This window comes from Paraflavitalea sp. (assembly GCF_059502485.1).
On sequence record NZ_JCACET010000010.1, the window covers coordinates 587,095 to 603,781 of the forward strand.

Genomic DNA, 16,687 nt, shown 5'->3' on the forward strand with positions numbered 1-16,687 from the left:
CTCTATTTGGACAGCACAGCTGGTAAAATAAAATCAGTCATTATACGGTCTACCTGCCTGTGGGCGTAGCCTTGTCCATAAGCGCTCGCCGTTATTACGATCACCAGGGGCTGGTCTTTGAATACAAATATCTTGTTGCCGCCATTGCCCGAACAATAGTATGTTTCATAACTCTTTCCTCCCACTTTGTACTCCTTATTCCAGAACAGGTAGCCATAATACTCACCCGGCCTGCCATGGATAGGTAATTGCCTGCTGAAGCTTTTGGCCACCCACGATGCCGGCAATACCTGTTTGCCTTTCCAGGTGCCGCCATTCTTATACAACTGACCATATTTGGCAAGGTCCAGTGCATTGAGGCGGATGCCGCCCGCCGTATTGGGCACGTGCTGTGGTGTATACTGCCACTCGTATTTGAGGCCCAACGGGGCAAACAGTTTTTTACCGGCATATTGTTTCAGTCCGCCGGGTACTGTTTTATTGAGTACGTCTCCCAGCAATACCACCCCAGCTGTGAAATAATGCCATTGCTCACGGGGCCTGGTTGCGCTTACAGGTAAGTCGAGCGCCCACTTTACCCAGTTATCCGTGGGGTACATATTCTCTTCATTTCCCGGCGAGTTGCCATCTTCATCATTCCCATCGAAAGCCGAACGCATCGTAAGCAGGTCTTTCAACGTAACACGATCCTTATCGGGCGAGTAATTCGCAAATGTTTGTAACGGATAAAACTCACTGAGCGTCTGGTCTTCACCTTTTAAATAGCCATCACCTATAGCAATGCCTGCCATGGTGGACGCAAATGATTTGCCTACTGACCTTGTATCGTGCAGGGAGTTTCTGTTTTCTCCATTGAAGTATTCCTCTATCAATATTTTGCCATTCTTTATCACTACAACACCATTGATCTTCTTAAACTCTGCTGCCTCGATCCTGCCTTTCAGTTCCTTTATCTTATTACGGTCGAATGTTTCGGTAGAAACGGCGAAATCAGTATATGGTTTAACGGGACTTAATTGCACTTTCGAAAGGTCGATGACCGGCTTTCTTTTTACCACCAGGCTCAGTTCGCCGGCGGCAATAATGTCCCCAGCTGTTTCCAGCACATGGGGGCGGATCTCCATCCTCAACAGGTGTTGGCCTTCCGTCAAGGCGCTGTCGCCGCCATTGTACATGAAACGGTTCCAGAAGTATTGGCTCCACCAGGCGCCTTCGTGCTCATTGTCAATAAGGGGCTTACTGATGACCGTCTCCGTATCGCGAACCGGTGGCAGTGGCGCCCCCTGGATATCGCTTTGGTAGATGAGGCGATCGTCGATCAGTAAAGAGAAACGATAACCGCTTAGTTTATGGAGGCTGTCTGCAGCAAGCCCGGGCGCCAGCTGGTGCATATAATTGGTGAGAGAACGGGCCATAAATGCCGTGATGAACAGGTTGCTTTTATTCGTGAGCTCATAGCTCTGCAACATATCACCGGGTGTAAGGCTGGCTGCGGCGATCTGTTTACCGGTAAAGATGATCCTGCCGGTATTGGCTTTGTGCAAGGCTGATGTAATACCCTGGTCTTTTACCACCTCCTGGGCTGTAGCGATGAGGCTGCCTGATAATAAAAAAGAGAGGATCGACAGGCGTAAATAGCTATACTTATTGGGTTGGTTCATAGGCCAAAACTATAGCAGGGTACGTTCTTAAAATAGAACGATATTAACACCTCCTTTAAAGGGCCCCTCTCCGCAAGCGGGGCAAGCTCTGCGGGGAGGGACTATTTGCAATAATTTACACAGTTTACACTTTAATTTACAATCCTGCCCCTTGAAGCTGAAAGGATCAAAGTAGTTTCGCTGTAAATAGAAAAACATGAAATACGGGCTCATCTATATTTTGTTCTTACTATTTGTTTCTCACACCGCCTGTGGACAAAAGCCAACTGAACCACATCAAGATAATATCAATTACAATATCAAAGACACAGTTACTTCCTACGGGCCTAACACAATGGTCCGGCATGTTAGGCAAGATAGAAACGGAAACATTTTGTTTGCTGCATCATGGGGTGGGGTTTTCCGATACGATGGCAAATCGTTTACCAATATCGCCAGCAAAATAGGTTCGCGCAGATACTGGAATGTGCTGGAAGATCGCCATGGAAACCTTTGGTTCGCTTCTACTGATTCCGGCGTTTATCATTACAATGGGAAAACATTTAAGCATTTCACAACTAAGGAGGGGCTTGTCAATAATGTGGTTTTTTCTATTTATGAAGATAGAGCCGGCAATATTTGGTTCGGCACCGGAGGTGGAGTAAGCCGTTACGATGGGAAATCTTTTCAAAATTTTACCAATAATGGCGGTAACAGTATCATGGAAGACAAAACCGGGAAATTATGGTTTGCCACCGGGGACGGGCCGTGTGTTTATGACGGAAAAACATTTACCATTTTAAAAAACAAAGATGGCAGCTCGTTTAAAAACGTTTGGTCAATAATGGAAGATAAAAAGGGAAGCATTTGGTTTGGTGACGCTGATGGTTTTTGGCGTTATGACGGCAGCACCTTCACCAAGGTATCGGAGAGAGGCGCTTATGCGATCATCCAGGATAAAAAAGGAAACATCTGGACTACCGGTGACGTAAATCCTTCCGTTGGCCAGGGCTGGGCGCTTTCCCGTTATGATGCCAAGTCCCTATACAATAAAGTGCCCACTGTAAAAGAAATCATTTCAGGGGAAACAATGGATTTTTTGGGAATACTGGAAGCTAACGATGGAAGTCTTTGGTTTGGATCCGGAGGTGGGGTACATCGTTATGATGGGAAGACCCTCACGGATTTTAGAACAAAAGAGAATCAGCAATTGAGGCCTCACCACCAATTAAAATAAAACATGAAATACACACATGTATATGCTTTGTTCCTGGTGTTTGTTTTTCAGACCTCCTGTGGACAAACCCAAACAAAAGCACCAAAAGACAATACCAGCGTAGGATACACTGAGGCTCAACTCAAAGAGGCGGAAACCACCAGGTTTCCTATGGGTATGACGCGGCATGTAAGGCATGCCAGGAACGGAGACATTTTGGTTGCTTCTTACTTAGGCGTGTTTCGATACGATGGAACATCTTTTACCAATCTGACAGGCAAAGTAATTTCGCCCAGGTTCTCCAGCTTCTGGGATGTGCTGGAAGATCGAAAAGGAAATCTTTGGTTCGGCACTAGGGATTCGGGTGTTTATTGTTACGACGGGAAATCCTTTCAGCATTTTACAACAAAGGATGGGCTTGCCAGCAATGGTGTTATGCATATTTATGAAGACAGAGCCGGTAATCTCTGGTTCGGAGCAAGCCGTTATGATGGGACATCTTTTCGAAATTTTACTACAAAAGATGGATTTCCCAGTAACAGTATCCGTTTGCTTCTTGAAGACAAAAGCGGCAAGCTTTGGTTTGGTGCACAAGGAGAAAATATGTTTGTTTATGATGGAAAAACGTTTACCGTTTTAAAAAACGAAGATGGCAAAGCGTTTAACAACGTTTGGTCGATTATCGAAGATCAAAAAGGAAACATCTGGTTTGGCGACAATGGCTATGGCCAAGGCCATGACCCTGCTAACCGTGGTCTTTGGCGCTATGACGGCAGCACCTTTACCAAGGTATCGCAGCGGGGGGCTTTTGCAATAATCCAGGATAAAAAAGGAAACATCTGGACTACTGGTGAAGTGAATCAGGAAGTCTGGGCTCTTTCACGTTATGAAGCCAAGTCGCTGTACGATAAAACACCCACTGTAACGGAAATCAAGTCAGGAGGAAGAATGGAGTTTTTGGGGATATTGGAAGCTAACGATGGAAGTATCTGGTATGGAGCTGCAGGTCTTCAGAATGGGGTGCATCGTTATGATGGAAAGACCTTCACCTACTTTAAAAAGTAACGCCTTACTTTTTTAACAGGAACTTCCGGTAGTGCAGCGGCGTAACCTGGTAAAAGGATTTGAAGGAGCGGATGAAATGGCTCTGGTCGGCGAAACCGCATTCGAAAGAAATATCAGTGAGGGAGAGTTCATCATTGGGCAGCAAGGTCAGTGCCCGCTGTACCTTGATCGCTCTTACATAGTCACCGAGTGACATGCCGAAGTGTTTAGAGAAATGGCGGGATAAATGGACCGGGTGAATATTTACCGACCTTGCCAGGTCGGCCAGCTTCCAGTCGTCTTCAGATTCATGGAGTATCTCTCTTACTTTGCTTACCCATTGTGGCTTTCTTTCTCCAGCAACAAGTGCTGTATTCGTGAGCAGTCCGAATATTTCCAATACCAAGGTATCGATACTCAACTGGCCGGCATTGCCCGCCAGCTTCATCTCTTTAACAATTTGGTACATCAACATTTTTACGCGGGGATCGGTAATACGGATGCTCCCTTCTGTTATGCTGTTGACTTTATCAAAGCAATCGAACCATTGGGAACTGACCTCCACATGAACGCCCCGGGTAAACCTGCCTGATGCAATGTTGTAATGTGCATCCTGCCAGTTGTGAAACAACAGGTCGCCCGTGCAGCACTCGTACACATGCTTTTTATTGCCTTCTGTCATTCCTCCTTCAAGGATAAACGTGAAGTAATTGTATTCATGAAAATGCCAGGGCACCCTGCCCAGTGAATACACTGTGTCCGTGAGCGTAACACCATCGAGGTGGATGGTTTCATTGGTGGTTCCGTAAAACTGGCCAACTTTCGAGCAATTCATGGCGGTAAGATAGCAGAAAATCCGAACTTAGGACCTTATGGTATACGACAAGGCAAAATGGCATTATGAAGGTGATTTCCCTGAAGGACTGGACAGCTATCAGGCATATGTTCATACAGGTATGTTCGTAGGATGGCTGCTCGACAATGATCTGATGAGTGATGATTTCAAGAGTGATCTTGAAGATGAAATAGCCGAGTTCAGGAAAAAAGAAGTTACCGGCACGCAAATCTTTCAACGCTGCTGCGATGGCACGTTGTTGGACGAGGACATTAATGAGCCGGGCAACCGGTTTGCTTCGGCCTACTTTGATTTCGAAAAGGGCCAATATCTGGCCGACTATGAAATGACCCTTGGTCAGGGCCTCCCCTCAATTTATCATGTTGCCGACACCTGGGAGAATTATGACAAGCTGAAGCAGGTGCTCGACCAGCGCTTTGCTGACTGGAAGCGGGAAAATCTATAAAGATGTTGGTTACCTTAAAAGCTCTAAAACACCCCTTCGACAAATTCCTTTAGATCAGGGTGAGCCGCCTTGCCACACAACATGGGCAGTGCTGCAAGGCGACCAACCCTTCGACAGGCTCAAGATGACAGCGATCCAGGGTGACAGATTAATTTTTCTATAATTTTTTTCCAGCTTCGTCGAACAATCCATACAGTTTGTATGTTTTTCCCTCAACATTAGCCCTGACTTCTCAACTTTGTTAAACCAAGCCGAGAGGCAGCGGGAAATTATACTGCTATGATTTTGAAGCTGATCTGTCGTATATTATACAATATACCGGGGGGACGATATTGGGGTTCTTCATACAATTTAAATCTTTTTGTATGAGGGAAAATCCTGTACGCCTCCATACAATCAGGGACCTGACCGACTATGCCGGACATTCCTGGTATCCGGACGATCTTCAGATCATGCTCAGTAAAACTGAGCGTAAAAAGCCTTCCTTTCAGCACCCCTTTCGCTCTGATTCTTATTGGGTTATACTGGTTACGCATGGTTCTCTAACGTTACAACTGAACGAAGAGGAGTACGTGGTCCGTGAGAATGACCTTATGATCATTCCCCCTTACGCCATACGTTATTCAGGCGGGGCCGAAGACTGCAGTAATATAGCCTGTGTAGCTTTTACGCCCTTTTTCCTGTTGGATACCGGCCTTTCCCAAAGACATATAGACTCATTCGAGTACTTATCTACCAGTCCCTGCACGCATCTTCACCTGACCCAGCATGACGCCTCTCAGTTAATGACGGTGATCAAGTTATTGCAGGAAAAGAACGTTGCCGGAGACGACAATCCTTTTGCCGCCGAAGTGGTGCGCAACTTCTTTAACGTGTTCCAGTTTGAACTGGCGGGTATTTTCTATAGGTATACGAACCAGAAGAAAGCCGTGCATGACCGAAAAGAGGAACTGTTGTGGCGTTTCCTGGCCTTACTACCAGAACATGTAAAGACGGAACGTGGCTTGCAATTCTATGCCAACAGGCTTTATGTGACCCCGAAGTACCTAACGCAAACAGTGAAGAAGTTATCGGGCAAAACAGCGGGAAAGTATATCGATGATCAGGTGATCGTGGAGGCCAAGAATCTGCTCCGTGATCATACGTTGAGTATTGCCCAGGTAGCAGACCGTCTTGACTTCAGTGATCAGTTTTTCTTCAGCAAGTTTTTTAAACGTTATACTGGCATTACCCCTTCCAGTTACCGTAGAAGCGCCTAATATTATTGTCATGTTCAGACTCACCGGTGCAACTGCCCTGCAGGCATGCCTATTTTCGTGTCTATAGGTGATCGTTATACAATCGCAAAACAAGCCTTGTGGCGGGATTGTTCACGCATAATATGTCTATTTTTCAACACGGAGGTGGACATTGAAAGGAGGAGAATTTTAGACATATACCGGAGACTTTTTGACATTGCAGCTATGTCAGCCGCTCTCCAACTTTGCAATCGTTGACCGGAATATCTATAAGTTGGAAAGTTGATTCATGCGAAATATACTACAGCAAAAAGTCTCTGCATTCAGAGACGCGGATTTGATCAGAGAGCAAAATATGTATCCTTATTTCCGGGTGATTGAATCGGGGCAGGAGACCGAAGTGGTGCTCAACGGCAAGCGTGTGTTGATGTTTGGCTCTAATTCTTATCTCGGCCTGACGAACCACCCGAGGATAGCAGAAGCTGCCAGCGCCGCTATTTCAAAATATGGCAGTGGCTGTGCGGGTTCCCGCTTTTTGAATGGCACACTGGATCTACATGTAGAGCTCGAAAGCAGACTGGCCGCTTACACCGGCAAGGAGGATGCTATTCTTTTCAGTACAGGTTTCCAGGCCAACCTGGGTGTGCTGTCGGCACTGGCTGGCCGCGCCGATGTGTTGTTGCTGGACGAATACGATCATGCTTCCATCATCGATGGCAGCAGGCTTTCGTTTTCGAGGGTAATCAAGTATCGGCACAATGATATGACCGATCTTGAGCAGCGGCTGAAGAACCTGCCTGCTGATGCATTCAAGCTGATCGTTACAGATGGCATTTTTAGTATGGAAGGCGATATAGCCCACCTGCCTGCAATTACCACGCTGGCTGAAAGGTATGGTGCAGCCGTGTTGGTAGATGACGCTCATGCACTGGGCGTTATTGGTGTGAATGGTGCAGGCACAGCTTCTCACTTCAACCTTACCAATGAAACGGACCTGATCATGGGCACTTTCAGCAAGTCGCTGGCTTCGCTGGGAGGTTTTGTGGCTGGTGACAGGGCTGTGATCGATTACCTAAAGCATAAAGCGCGGGCGCTTATTTTCAGCGCCAGTATGACGCCTGCTTCTACTGCCAGTGTAATTGCAGCATTGGACATTATCGAAGAAGAACCTGAACGTATCAATAAGCTGTGGGATAATACCAACCACATGCTGCTATTGTTGAAAGAACAAGGTTTCAACACCGGCGAAACGCAAAGCCCCATCATCCCTGTGCGCATTGGTGATAATCATAAGACTTTCTTATTCACCAAGGCCCTGCAGGATAAAGGCATTTTTGTGAACCCGGTGGTATCACCTGCCGTACCTTCTGAATCATCGCTGATACGGTTATCTCTAATGGCCACTCACTCTTTCAGCCAGATCGAAGAGGCTGTAGAGAAAATGAAAGAAACTGCCCTTATGCTGGGTATTGGTCTGGAACTGAAAAAAGAAAGTGCATGACCGGTATTGTAATTGTACATTCTGCGAAGCAGTTGAAGGCTTTCATCGACTTCCCCCATGATCTGTATGCAGGGGATGCGAATTATGTGCCTGAGCTTTTTATTGCTCAACGCGATCTGCTAACGCCTGGTAAACATCCTTTCCATGAGCATTCGAAAGTGCAGCTATTTCTGTACTATAAGGATAATGTGATCAGCGGAAGGATTGCCGCCATCCTGAATAATAATCACAATCGTTTTAATAAAACTACTGATGGGTTCTTTGGCTTTTTTGAATGTGTCAATGACCCAACAATAGCCCTTGCCTTATTCGACTCTGCAGAGCAGTGGTTGCAAGAGCAAGGCGCCACTACGATCATTGGCCCGGTGAACCCATCGACCAATGAACCTTGTGGTCTGCTGATCGATGGCTTCGATCAGCCGCCGCTTGCCATGATGACTTATAATAAGCCTTATTATACGTCATTGATGGAGCAGGTGTCACTGCACAAAAAGGTAGATCTGTTGGCTTATGATTTGCCTATCGAGGCAGTTGGCGACCGCCCAGTATTGCTGGAAGAACGCTTACTAACCCGGCTTAAACAAAAGCAGATCACGATCCGCACGGTGAAGAAGAAGGACCTGGCGAATGAAGCGAAAAAGGTTTTGGAAATATACAATGATGCATGGGATGAGAATCTTGGATTTGTGCCCATGACCACTAATGAATTCAACTACCTGGCGAAGGACCTGAAGATGGTACTGGATGAACAGTTGTGCCTGATCGCTGAGCACAATGGCAAACAGATCGGTTTTGCACTGGCAATACCGGACATCAACCAGATACTGATCAAAGTGAGGCGCGGCAGGTTATTGCCTACCGGCATCTTCAAGTTGCTCTTAGGCATGAAGAAAGTGAATCGCCTGCGTGTGTTGGCGCTGGGCGTGAAGAAAGAATACCGTAAGCTGGGTATCGAGGCCTGCTTTTATGCTGCTATTATCCGCCGGGCCGGCGCCCGCCGGATGAAAGGTGGCGAGGCATCGTGGATATTGGAGCACAATGAGCTCATGAATAAGGGCCTGGAGAACATCAACGGCAAAGTATATAAACGCTATCGCATTTACGAAAAACCGTTATGAAGGAAAGGGTACTGATAACGGGCGCCAGCGGGTTCATTGGCTTTCATCTTATCGAAGCGGCCCTGCGTAATGGGCTTTCGGTATATGCCGGCATACGGGCTGGCAGTGATGTAAGCCACCTGAAGGGTTATGATATCGGGTATTGTGAGCTGGATTATACCAACCCGGAACTGCTGACGAAACAACTGGCCGCTACAGGATGTAACTATATCGTGCACGCAGCCGGCGCAACCCGGGCAGTGACTCAGCAGGCGTATGACAAGATCAACGCAGACTATGGTGTTAACCTGGCCAATGCTGCTTTAACAAGCCTTGGCGATCGACTCAACAAGTTTGTGTATGTGAGCAGTCTGGCAGCTATGGGACCTTTGAACAGTAATGACGCAGTGATCACAGAGGCCGTAAAACCAGCGCCTGTAACTGCTTACGGCAGGAGTAAGTTGCTGGGAGAACAAAAGCTGCAGGCTTTGCCATCGCTTCCGCTGGTAGTATTGCGTCCTACGGCAGTGTATGGCCCACGTGAACGGGATATTTTCATCATGCTTCGCTCCATCAATCGTGGCATTGAAGCATACATAGGACGGATTGAACAACAATTGAGCTTTATATATGTAAAGGATCTGGCTTCGGTGATCATCAACTCCCTGTTCTCCGGGCTATCGAATGAAGTGTTCAATATTTCAGATGGCAGGAGTTATGGTCAATATGAACTGGCCAATCTGTCGAAACAATTGCTACACCGGAAAACAGTACGATTGCACCTGCCTTACGGAATGATCAAAGGACTTGCTTTTGCCATGGAGCGGCTGTATGGATGGCGTGGCAAAGCGCCTGTGCTGAACCGGGAGAAGCTGCATGAGCTGACAGCTGTAAACTGGCAGTGTAGTATCGAGAAGGCTAAAACGCAACTGGGCTTTTGTCCGCAGTATTCACTGGAACAAGGACTGAAAGAGACGTTGCACTGGTATCATCAAAATAAGTGGTTATAATTTATACAAGAAAAAAATAAGGATTATGCAAGAACAAATATTGCCGGCAGAAGGAAAATTAGGCATCCTGCTCCCAGGTTTGGGCGCAGTGGCCTCGACTATGATCGCGGGTGTTATTGCCACCAGGAAGGGCTTGTCCAAACCGATCGGATCACTTACCCAAACCGGCCATATCGAGCTGGAAGAAGGAAGCAGAGACAGTTATGCCCTTATTAAGGATTATGTGCCATTGGCTGCGTTGGAGGATGTAGTGTTTGGTGGATGGGACATTTATGAGGACAATATATACCAGGCAGCTACGCATGCACGGGTGCTCGACCAGCGCTTGCTGGATTCCATCAGGCCCGAGCTGGAAGTGATCAAGCCGATGAAGGCAGTTTTCGACAGGGACTATGTAAGGAACCTGGATGGCAAGTTCATCAAGCAATCTGCTACGAAGTGGGATGCTGCCCAGGAACTGATCAAAGATATCGAGACGTTCAAGAAAGCTAATAATGTAAGCCGCGTAGTGATCGTGTGGACTGGTTCTACCGAGAAGTACCTCGAGCAATCAGCTGTACACGAAACGATCGCTACTTTCGAAGCCGGACTGAAGAACAATGATGTGAATATTGCTCCCAGCATGGTGTATGCGTATGCAGCCGTGAGCCAAGGCATTCCTTTCATCAATGGTGCTCCTAACTTAACTACTGATATTCCTGCGATCGTGCAACTGGCCCGCAAAACCAAAACGCCTATTGGCGGTAAGGATTTCAAAACGGGTCAAACGTTGATGAAAACGATCGTAGCGCCTGGCTTGGCCGCCCGTTCACTGGGTGTGACCGGCTGGTACTCTACCAACATCCTGGGCAACCGTGATGGCCTGGTGCTGGATGACGAAGAGAACTTTAAAACGAAGGAAGTATCCAAGCTGGGTGTGCTGGAAGATATTCTGCGCCCAGACCTGCATCCTGATCTTTACGGAGATCTGTATCATAAGATCCGTATCAACTATTATCCTCCTCATGGTGATAATAAGGAGAGTTGGGACAATATCGACATCTTCGGATGGCTGAACTATCCCATGCAGATCAAGATCAACTTCCTGTGCCGTGATTCTATCCTGGCCGCTCCTATCGTACTTGACCTGGCATTGTTTGCCGACCTGGCTCAACGTTCGGGCATGTATGGTGTACAAGAGTGGCTGTCATTTTACCTTAAATCGCCGCAAACGCAAAATGGCGAGCAGGCTGAGAATGATGTTTTCAAACAACTGAATACGCTGAAGCAGGTATTGCGTACCATCAAGCAACAGGATACGCAGGAACTGCCTGCGCTGGACCTGACAAAAGAAACAGAACCAGCTATATGATGGGCGTTGCCAGCATTATTGCAACTGCGGGCGGTATAGGTTTTCTCCGGAAGGGAGGAGGCACTGCCGCCGCAGTTGCTTTTTGCATTGTATGGTATTGTTTTCCAATGGGATACGTTTACCAGGCTTTACTGCTGGTCATTCTGCTGGCCGTGGGAACCTGGAGTGCAACAAAAATGGAGACTGTTTGGGAACATGACAGCAACAAAATTGTTATTGACGAGGTGGCAGGCATGATGATCACTTTAGCCTTTCTGCCTCATGACGTTGTGTATATTCTGATTGGCTGTGTGCTGTTCCGGTTTTTCGACATTGTAAAGCCGCTGGGCATCGGGCGGGCAGAATTGCTGCCGCGTGGGATGGGTGTGATGGCGGATGATGTACTGGCGGGTATTTATTCGCAATTGATCCTGCGGGCAATTGTGGCGGCTAAACTCTTTTGATCATGATCACTTTTCTGAAGGCCAATATGGCATCGCTGGTGGCTTCGCTGAGTGATTTTTTGATGACTGTACTGTTGGTGCAATTGTGCAGGGCGGATGTGGTGCTGGCAGCAGTGGCAGGAACGATAACGGGTGGTATTGTTAATTTTTTAATAGGCAGGCATTGGGTTTTCCGGGCAGGTGATGAAAGGGCAGTAAGGCAACTTTGGAAATATGCGCTGGTATGGACCGGCAATTTGTTGTTGAATACAGGCGGTGTATACCTGCTTGCTTCGTGTGCCGGGGTCCATTATGTGGTATCGAAAGTGGTTACTTCTCTACTGGTTGCTTTCCTGTATAATTATCCCTTGCAAAAGAATTTCGTGTTTAGCAATAATTGGTAGATGATGATTAGTTTGATTGACATCAAGAAAGGACTGGCCTTATTCTTCTTAGTAGCCTGCTCTTTTGTATTTGCGCAGGGACAAACTGTGGTGAGGGGTGTTATAAGAGACGCCCAAACCCGCCAGCCTCTTGCGTTTGTGAGTGTTTATTTCAAAGGCAACAAAGGCGTCGTGAGCGACGAAGATGGCAGGTATTCCATATCCACCGTCAACCCCAAGAATGTGACGTTGCAGTTTTCCTTTGCCGGCTACAAGGTATTGTCGAAAACGATCGTTGCCGGCACTACGCAAGACCTCGATGTGGCGATGGAGCTGGAAGAGATGGAGGCTGTGGTAGTAAATAAGAGAAGAAGGACCAAATACAGCAACAAGAATAATCCGGCAGTAGACCTGATCAGGAAAGTAGTCGATAACAGGGACCGTAACAGAATGAGTGCTGCTGATTATCTCCAATATCAGCAGTATGAGAAAATGGAGCTTTCTCTTACGAACAAACCGGAAAAGCTGATGAACAGCAGGCTTTTGAAGAATTACAAGTTCTTAGTAGAGAACCAGGATACTTCGAAGATCGAAGGCAAGAGCCTTGTGCCTGTTTACATTGAAGAAACTATCTCCAACAAGTATTATCGTAAAGATCCCCGTAAAGAAAAGACTTACGTGCTGGCCAAGAAGAAAGTAAATCTTGGTGAGTTTGTAGACAATGACGGCATTACACGCTATCTCAACAGCATGTATATGCCTATCGATATTTACGAGCCTAATATTACTTTGCTGTCGAATCAATTGTTAAGTCCCATCTCGGACCTCGCTCCTACTTTTTACCGGTTTTACCTGCGGGATACTATTGAGTTAGACGGTATCAAGCTGGTGCGTTTGAATTTTGCTCCCCGCAACCCCAATGATCTTTTGTTCAGGGGTATGATGTACGTAACGCTCGACAGTAACTATGCCGTGCAGAAGATACAAATGGAGCTGACAAAGCATGCCAACCTCAACTGGACAAGGCAACTGCGCATTAAACAGGATTTCGAACGCGGTACCGATGGGCGGTATCATGTGATCATGAGCGACATCCTTTCAGAGTTTGCTTTGTCTAAAAATGCTTCCGGCGGTTTGGTGGGTGAACGATCTGTCTCCTACAAGGATTACGTGGTGAATCAGCCGGGGCCTGATTCCGTATATGCAGGCAAACCGGAAGTGATCGTTGAAGCACCAGCTTCTACCACTGATAGTTTTTGGACAGCCAACCGGCATACCGCTCTTTCCTCTACGGAAGCCAAGGCTTATACCAATATGGACAGTTTGCAAAATATGAAGTCGTATCGCAGGCTGATGGACTGGGCTACGTTCCTGCTGGCAGGTTATAAAGCTGCCGGCCCTTATGAGATAGGTCCTGTGAATGCTTTTTATAGTTTCAACCCTGTGGAAGGTTTCCGGTTACGCTTTGGCGGACGTACTACGCCTAAGTTCAGCAAACGGCTGTATTTTGAAAACTATGTAGCGTATGGCTTCAAGGATGAAAAGGTGAAGTACTTTTTATCCGGCGCTTACTCTTTCAATGGCAAATCAATTTATTCGTATCCGCTCAACTTTATACGGCTGGGTTTCCAGCATGACACAAAGATACCTGGACAGGAACTGCAGTTTGTACAGGAAGACAACTTCCTGCTGTCTTTCAAACGGGGCGACAATAACAGGTGGTTGTATAACGACATTTTTACTGCCGAGTATGTACGGGAGTTTGGCAAGAACTTCCGCTATACTTTCGGCTTCAAGAACTGGAAGCAACAGGCAGCCGGCAGTATCATTTATCAAAAGCCCAATGGCAGCGACATAACGACTATTCCTGACATTACCACTACTGAGCTTTCGGCTGAATTGCGTTGGGCCCCCAATGAGCAATTTTATCAGGGTAAAGCCTACCGTATTCCCATCTATAATAAGTATCCTATTTTCCGCCTTCGCTATGCGCAAGGCTTCAAAGGATTAGTGAAGGGTGATTATGATTATCAGCAGCTGACGCTGAATATTTTCAAACGGTTCTATTTATCGCAGTTCGGTTACGCGGACGTGGTGACTGAAGGTGGTTATACTTTCGGGCAACTCCCCTACCCCTTGCTCACCATTCACCGGGCCAACCAATCGTATGCTTACCAATTGAACTCTTTCAACATGATGAACTTTATGGAGTTTGTCAGTGATCATTATGTATCGGTAAGCACAGACTATTATTTCAATGGTTTCATCTTTAATAAGCTGCCGCTTATTAAAAAGCTGAAGCTGCGTGAGGTGGCCGGCTTTAAGCTACTGTATGGCGGTGTGCGCAAGGAAAACAATCCTGCCTACAATAAGAATACCTTTTTATTCCCTACGGATGAGGATGGTACCACCACTACTTTTTCGCTGGGGAACAAGCCATATATGGAGGCCAATGTGGGCATCGGTAATATATTCAAAGTGTTGCGTGTAGATCTCGTGAAGCGTCTTACATACCTGGAAAATCCGGATGCGCCTAACTGGGGCATACGTGCCAGGGTAAAGTTTGATTTTTAAACTATTCTGTTATGAGCCAGATCGCAATGCGTGACCGTTTACAAAAGGGCATTTACAGTATAATAGATCCTGTGGTGCGTGGATTGGTGAAGATAGGTGTGACGCCTAATTTCATTACCACCACTGGCCTGGTGCTGAATATCGGTGTGGCCATTGTATTTATCCTGGGTGCTGAAGAGGGCAACCGGGGTGACTTTTCTTATGTGGGCTGGGCAGGCGGGCTGATCCTGTTTGCCGGCTTGTTTGATATGCTGGATGGTCAGGTGGCACGGGTGGGTAATATGAGTTCACGCTTTGGAGCGTTGTATGATTCAGTGCTGGACAGGTACAGTGAGCTGTTTATGTTCCTCGGTATTTGTTATTACCTCGTGGCGCATCACTATTTTCTGAGTTCCCTGTTTGCGTTCATCGCGCTGATCGGTTCTATGATGGTGAGTTATACACGTGCGCGCAGTGAAGGACTGGGCATTCAGAATAAAGGTGGTTTGATGCAGCGGCCAGAACGAGTGGTGCTCACTGCCGTATCGGCCATTGCCTGTGGCATTACGGCTTCTGTGATCGGTGGCAATTATAAGTTGTCGATACCAGGTATTCCTTTCCATGTGTTTGAAACCATGTCGGTGTTTACCATCCCTATTACCGTGATGGCTGTATTGACCAACGTTACTGCAATTAAAAGATTAATGGACGCTAAAAAGGCGCTCGACTAATAGATTATGAAACGTATTTTATTTCTTGTATTGGTGGGTTGCTTAGCTGTTTTGCATGGAACAGCACAAGAGGGGTTCCCGGTTCCGCCGGCTGATGCCAAGCAGTTGTTTTACCTACAGCGGACTTCCAATACCAACACGATCGTATACGAACTGAATTATAAAGATGGGGCACTCGATACACGCAGCCCTGTTCACCCATTTTGGATAAGGTATACCGAGCAAAGTCAACGGGCCGAGCTAAGCTGGATCCAGCGTACGTTTGCCTATGGGGTGAAGGTGAAACAGCAGCAAGATGGCAGCTACCGGATAAGGCTGGTTTCTTATGCAGGGTATTCCATGTATTTGAGAAAAGGAGCAGACGGGAAGCACAGGCTGTACGCGCCCATCAACGGACAAATGATGCTACTCAACCGTATTTTTGTGAAGATTACCGGTGGATCTATGTGGTCGCCGGATATCGAGTACTTCGAGTTAAGCGGAACAGACCCGGCTACCGGCAAACCTGTTGTTGAACGAAGAAAAGTATTGGCCAGCGAGATTAAAGAGTGATCGATCTAAAATATTCGTGCGATGAAAAAGTTGTATATATCCAACTCCACAGAATCGGTGAGGATGTTCAAGACCAACTGGATGGAAGCGCTTTCCAAAGTGCACTTCTCCATACCGTTGTTTATTTATATTCCGGTGATCGGGGTAATGACCTGGCTGGCCTTTGATAAAGGCATTGCTATAGGCTATTATTTTTTATTCCTGGTTGCAGGCGTCGCTGTTTGGACAGCCACAGAATATGTATTGCACCGTTTCGTATTCCATTTTGAACCTTCTTCCGAATGGGGCAAGCGTATCCATTTTATCTTTCATGGTGTTCATCATGATTATCCCAAGGATGCCAAACGTCTCGTGATGCCTCCATCTGCCAGTATTCCTTTGGCTATCGGTTTTTACTTTTTGTTTTCCCTGTTCTTCTCCAATAAGGTTTATCTGTATCCTTTTTATGCCGGTTTTATTGCGGGTTACCTCGTCTATGACATGATGCATTATGCCATGCACCATTATAATTTCAAAAGTGAACTGATGAAGCGGGTGAAGCAACATCATATGTTGCATCATTACTCCGACCCCACCAAGGGGTATGGCGTAAGTTCCTCGCTGTGGGATGTTATTTTACGATCAGGTTTTCCCAAGAAGAAAAAGTAA

General features: G+C 46.7%; 16 protein-coding genes. 14 read left to right on the top strand and 2 right to left on the bottom strand.

All coding sequences use genetic code 11. The annotated features are described in order from the left end of the window. Window positions 1-2: 2 nt before the first annotated feature. Window positions 3-1,661, bottom strand: coding sequence for a serine hydrolase domain-containing protein (locus tag AC5JBY_RS19670; protein ID WP_495906352.1), 1,659 nt, complete (start codon window positions 1,659-1,661; stop codon window positions 3-5). A 196-nt stretch (window positions 1,662-1,857) separates the two neighbouring features. Here AC5JBY_RS19670 and AC5JBY_RS19675 point away from each other — a divergent pair, with 196 nt between their 5' ends. Next, complete coding sequence (locus tag AC5JBY_RS19675; protein WP_495906353.1) at window positions 1,858-2,877, top strand: ligand-binding sensor domain-containing protein; 1,020 nt, start codon at window positions 1,858-1,860, stop codon at window positions 2,875-2,877. Window positions 2,878-2,880: 3 nt separating this feature from the next. After that, entirely contained in the window at window positions 2,881-3,921 is a 1,041-nt protein-coding gene (locus tag AC5JBY_RS19680) for a ligand-binding sensor domain-containing protein (protein WP_495906354.1), read from the top strand. Window positions 3,922-3,925: 4 nt separating this feature from the next. Here the strand turns inward: AC5JBY_RS19680 and AC5JBY_RS19685 are convergent, their stop codons facing one another. Beyond that, window positions 3,926-4,735, bottom strand: coding sequence for a helix-turn-helix transcriptional regulator (locus AC5JBY_RS19685; protein ID WP_495906355.1), 810 nt, complete (start codon window positions 4,733-4,735; stop codon window positions 3,926-3,928). 37 nt (window positions 4,736-4,772) lie between these two features. Between AC5JBY_RS19685 and AC5JBY_RS19690 the strand changes: the two genes are divergently transcribed. From AC5JBY_RS19690 to AC5JBY_RS19745, 12 genes are all read left to right on the top strand, one after another. After that, window positions 4,773-5,201, top strand: a complete 429-nt coding sequence (locus tag AC5JBY_RS19690; protein ID WP_495906356.1) for a DUF7832 domain-containing protein — start codon at window positions 4,773-4,775, stop codon at window positions 5,199-5,201. A gap of 365 nt (window positions 5,202-5,566) precedes the next feature. Next, window positions 5,567-6,460, top strand: coding sequence for an AraC family transcriptional regulator (locus tag AC5JBY_RS19695; protein WP_495906357.1), 894 nt, complete (start codon window positions 5,567-5,569; stop codon window positions 6,458-6,460). A 268-nt stretch (window positions 6,461-6,728) separates the two neighbouring features. Beyond that, window positions 6,729-7,940 (top strand): serine palmitoyltransferase, encoded by a 1,212-nt coding sequence (gene spt, locus AC5JBY_RS19700; RefSeq protein WP_495906358.1) that lies wholly within the window; start codon window positions 6,729-6,731, stop codon window positions 7,938-7,940. After that, the gene (locus AC5JBY_RS19705; RefSeq protein ID WP_495906359.1) at window positions 7,937-9,058 is read left to right on the top strand and encodes a GNAT family N-acetyltransferase; all 1,122 of its coding nucleotides are present in this window, start codon (window positions 7,937-7,939) and stop codon (window positions 9,056-9,058) included. The genes spt and AC5JBY_RS19705 overlap by 4 nt, the downstream gene beginning before the upstream one ends. After that, complete coding sequence (locus AC5JBY_RS19710) at window positions 9,055-10,047, top strand: NAD-dependent epimerase/dehydratase family protein (protein WP_495906360.1); 993 nt, start codon at window positions 9,055-9,057, stop codon at window positions 10,045-10,047. The genes AC5JBY_RS19705 and AC5JBY_RS19710 overlap by 4 nt, the downstream gene beginning before the upstream one ends. 25 nt (window positions 10,048-10,072) lie before the next feature. Further along, window positions 10,073-11,398 (top strand): inositol-3-phosphate synthase, encoded by a 1,326-nt coding sequence (locus tag AC5JBY_RS19715; RefSeq protein WP_495906361.1) that lies wholly within the window; start codon window positions 10,073-10,075, stop codon window positions 11,396-11,398. Then, the gene (locus tag AC5JBY_RS19720) at window positions 11,395-11,841 is read left to right on the top strand and encodes a phosphatidylglycerophosphatase A family protein (RefSeq protein WP_495906362.1); all 447 of its coding nucleotides are present in this window, start codon (window positions 11,395-11,397) and stop codon (window positions 11,839-11,841) included. The genes AC5JBY_RS19715 and AC5JBY_RS19720 overlap by 4 nt, the downstream gene beginning before the upstream one ends. Window positions 11,842-11,843: 2 nt before the next feature. Next, the gene (locus AC5JBY_RS19725; RefSeq protein WP_495906363.1) at window positions 11,844-12,224 is read left to right on the top strand and encodes a GtrA family protein; all 381 of its coding nucleotides are present in this window, start codon (window positions 11,844-11,846) and stop codon (window positions 12,222-12,224) included. Then, window positions 12,225-14,777 (top strand): DUF5686 and carboxypeptidase-like regulatory domain-containing protein, encoded by a 2,553-nt coding sequence (locus AC5JBY_RS19730; protein WP_495906364.1) that lies wholly within the window; start codon window positions 12,225-12,227, stop codon window positions 14,775-14,777. It abuts the gene before it with no gap. Window positions 14,778-14,788: 11 nt separating this feature from the next. Continuing rightward, on the top strand, window positions 14,789-15,487 hold the full coding sequence (locus AC5JBY_RS19735) for a CDP-alcohol phosphatidyltransferase family protein (RefSeq protein WP_495906365.1): 699 nt from the start codon (window positions 14,789-14,791) through the stop codon (window positions 15,485-15,487). A 6-nt stretch (window positions 15,488-15,493) separates the two neighbouring features. Next, entirely contained in the window at window positions 15,494-16,039 is a 546-nt protein-coding gene (locus tag AC5JBY_RS19740; protein WP_495906366.1) for a DUF4833 domain-containing protein, read from the top strand. 21 nt (window positions 16,040-16,060) lie between these two features. Beyond that, window positions 16,061-16,687 carry a sterol desaturase family protein gene (locus tag AC5JBY_RS19745; protein ID WP_495906367.1) on the top strand — a complete coding sequence of 209 codons (627 nt, stop codon included), beginning with the start codon at window positions 16,061-16,063 and terminating at the stop codon, window positions 16,685-16,687.

Coding starts and splice junctions, on each gene's coding strand:
- AC5JBY_RS19680 (WP_495906354.1), top strand. CDS start 2,881: ATGAAATACACACATGTATATGCTTTGTTCCTGGTGTTTGTTTTTCAG.
- AC5JBY_RS19705 (WP_495906359.1), top strand. CDS start 7,937: ATGACCGGTATTGTAATTGTACATTCTGCGAAGCAGTTGAAGGCTTTC.
- AC5JBY_RS19725 (WP_495906363.1), top strand. CDS start 11,844: ATGATCACTTTTCTGAAGGCCAATATGGCATCGCTGGTGGCTTCGCTG.
- AC5JBY_RS19685 (WP_495906355.1), bottom strand. CDS start 4,735: ATGAATTGCTCGAAAGTTGGCCAGTTTTACGGAACCACCAATGAAACC.
- AC5JBY_RS19730 (WP_495906364.1), top strand. CDS start 12,225: ATGATGATTAGTTTGATTGACATCAAGAAAGGACTGGCCTTATTCTTC.
- spt (WP_495906358.1), top strand. CDS start 6,729: ATGCGAAATATACTACAGCAAAAAGTCTCTGCATTCAGAGACGCGGAT.
- AC5JBY_RS19720 (WP_495906362.1), top strand. CDS start 11,395: ATGATGGGCGTTGCCAGCATTATTGCAACTGCGGGCGGTATAGGTTTT.
- AC5JBY_RS19695 (WP_495906357.1), top strand. CDS start 5,567: ATGAGGGAAAATCCTGTACGCCTCCATACAATCAGGGACCTGACCGAC.
- AC5JBY_RS19675 (WP_495906353.1), top strand. CDS start 1,858: ATGAAATACGGGCTCATCTATATTTTGTTCTTACTATTTGTTTCTCAC.
- AC5JBY_RS19710 (WP_495906360.1), top strand. CDS start 9,055: ATGAAGGAAAGGGTACTGATAACGGGCGCCAGCGGGTTCATTGGCTTT.
- AC5JBY_RS19740 (WP_495906366.1), top strand. CDS start 15,494: ATGAAACGTATTTTATTTCTTGTATTGGTGGGTTGCTTAGCTGTTTTG.
- AC5JBY_RS19670 (WP_495906352.1), bottom strand. CDS start 1,661: ATGAACCAACCCAATAAGTATAGCTATTTACGCCTGTCGATCCTCTCT.
- AC5JBY_RS19715 (WP_495906361.1), top strand. CDS start 10,073: ATGCAAGAACAAATATTGCCGGCAGAAGGAAAATTAGGCATCCTGCTC.
- AC5JBY_RS19735 (WP_495906365.1), top strand. CDS start 14,789: ATGAGCCAGATCGCAATGCGTGACCGTTTACAAAAGGGCATTTACAGT.
- AC5JBY_RS19745 (WP_495906367.1), top strand. CDS start 16,061: ATGAAAAAGTTGTATATATCCAACTCCACAGAATCGGTGAGGATGTTC.
- AC5JBY_RS19690 (WP_495906356.1), top strand. CDS start 4,773: ATGGTATACGACAAGGCAAAATGGCATTATGAAGGTGATTTCCCTGAA.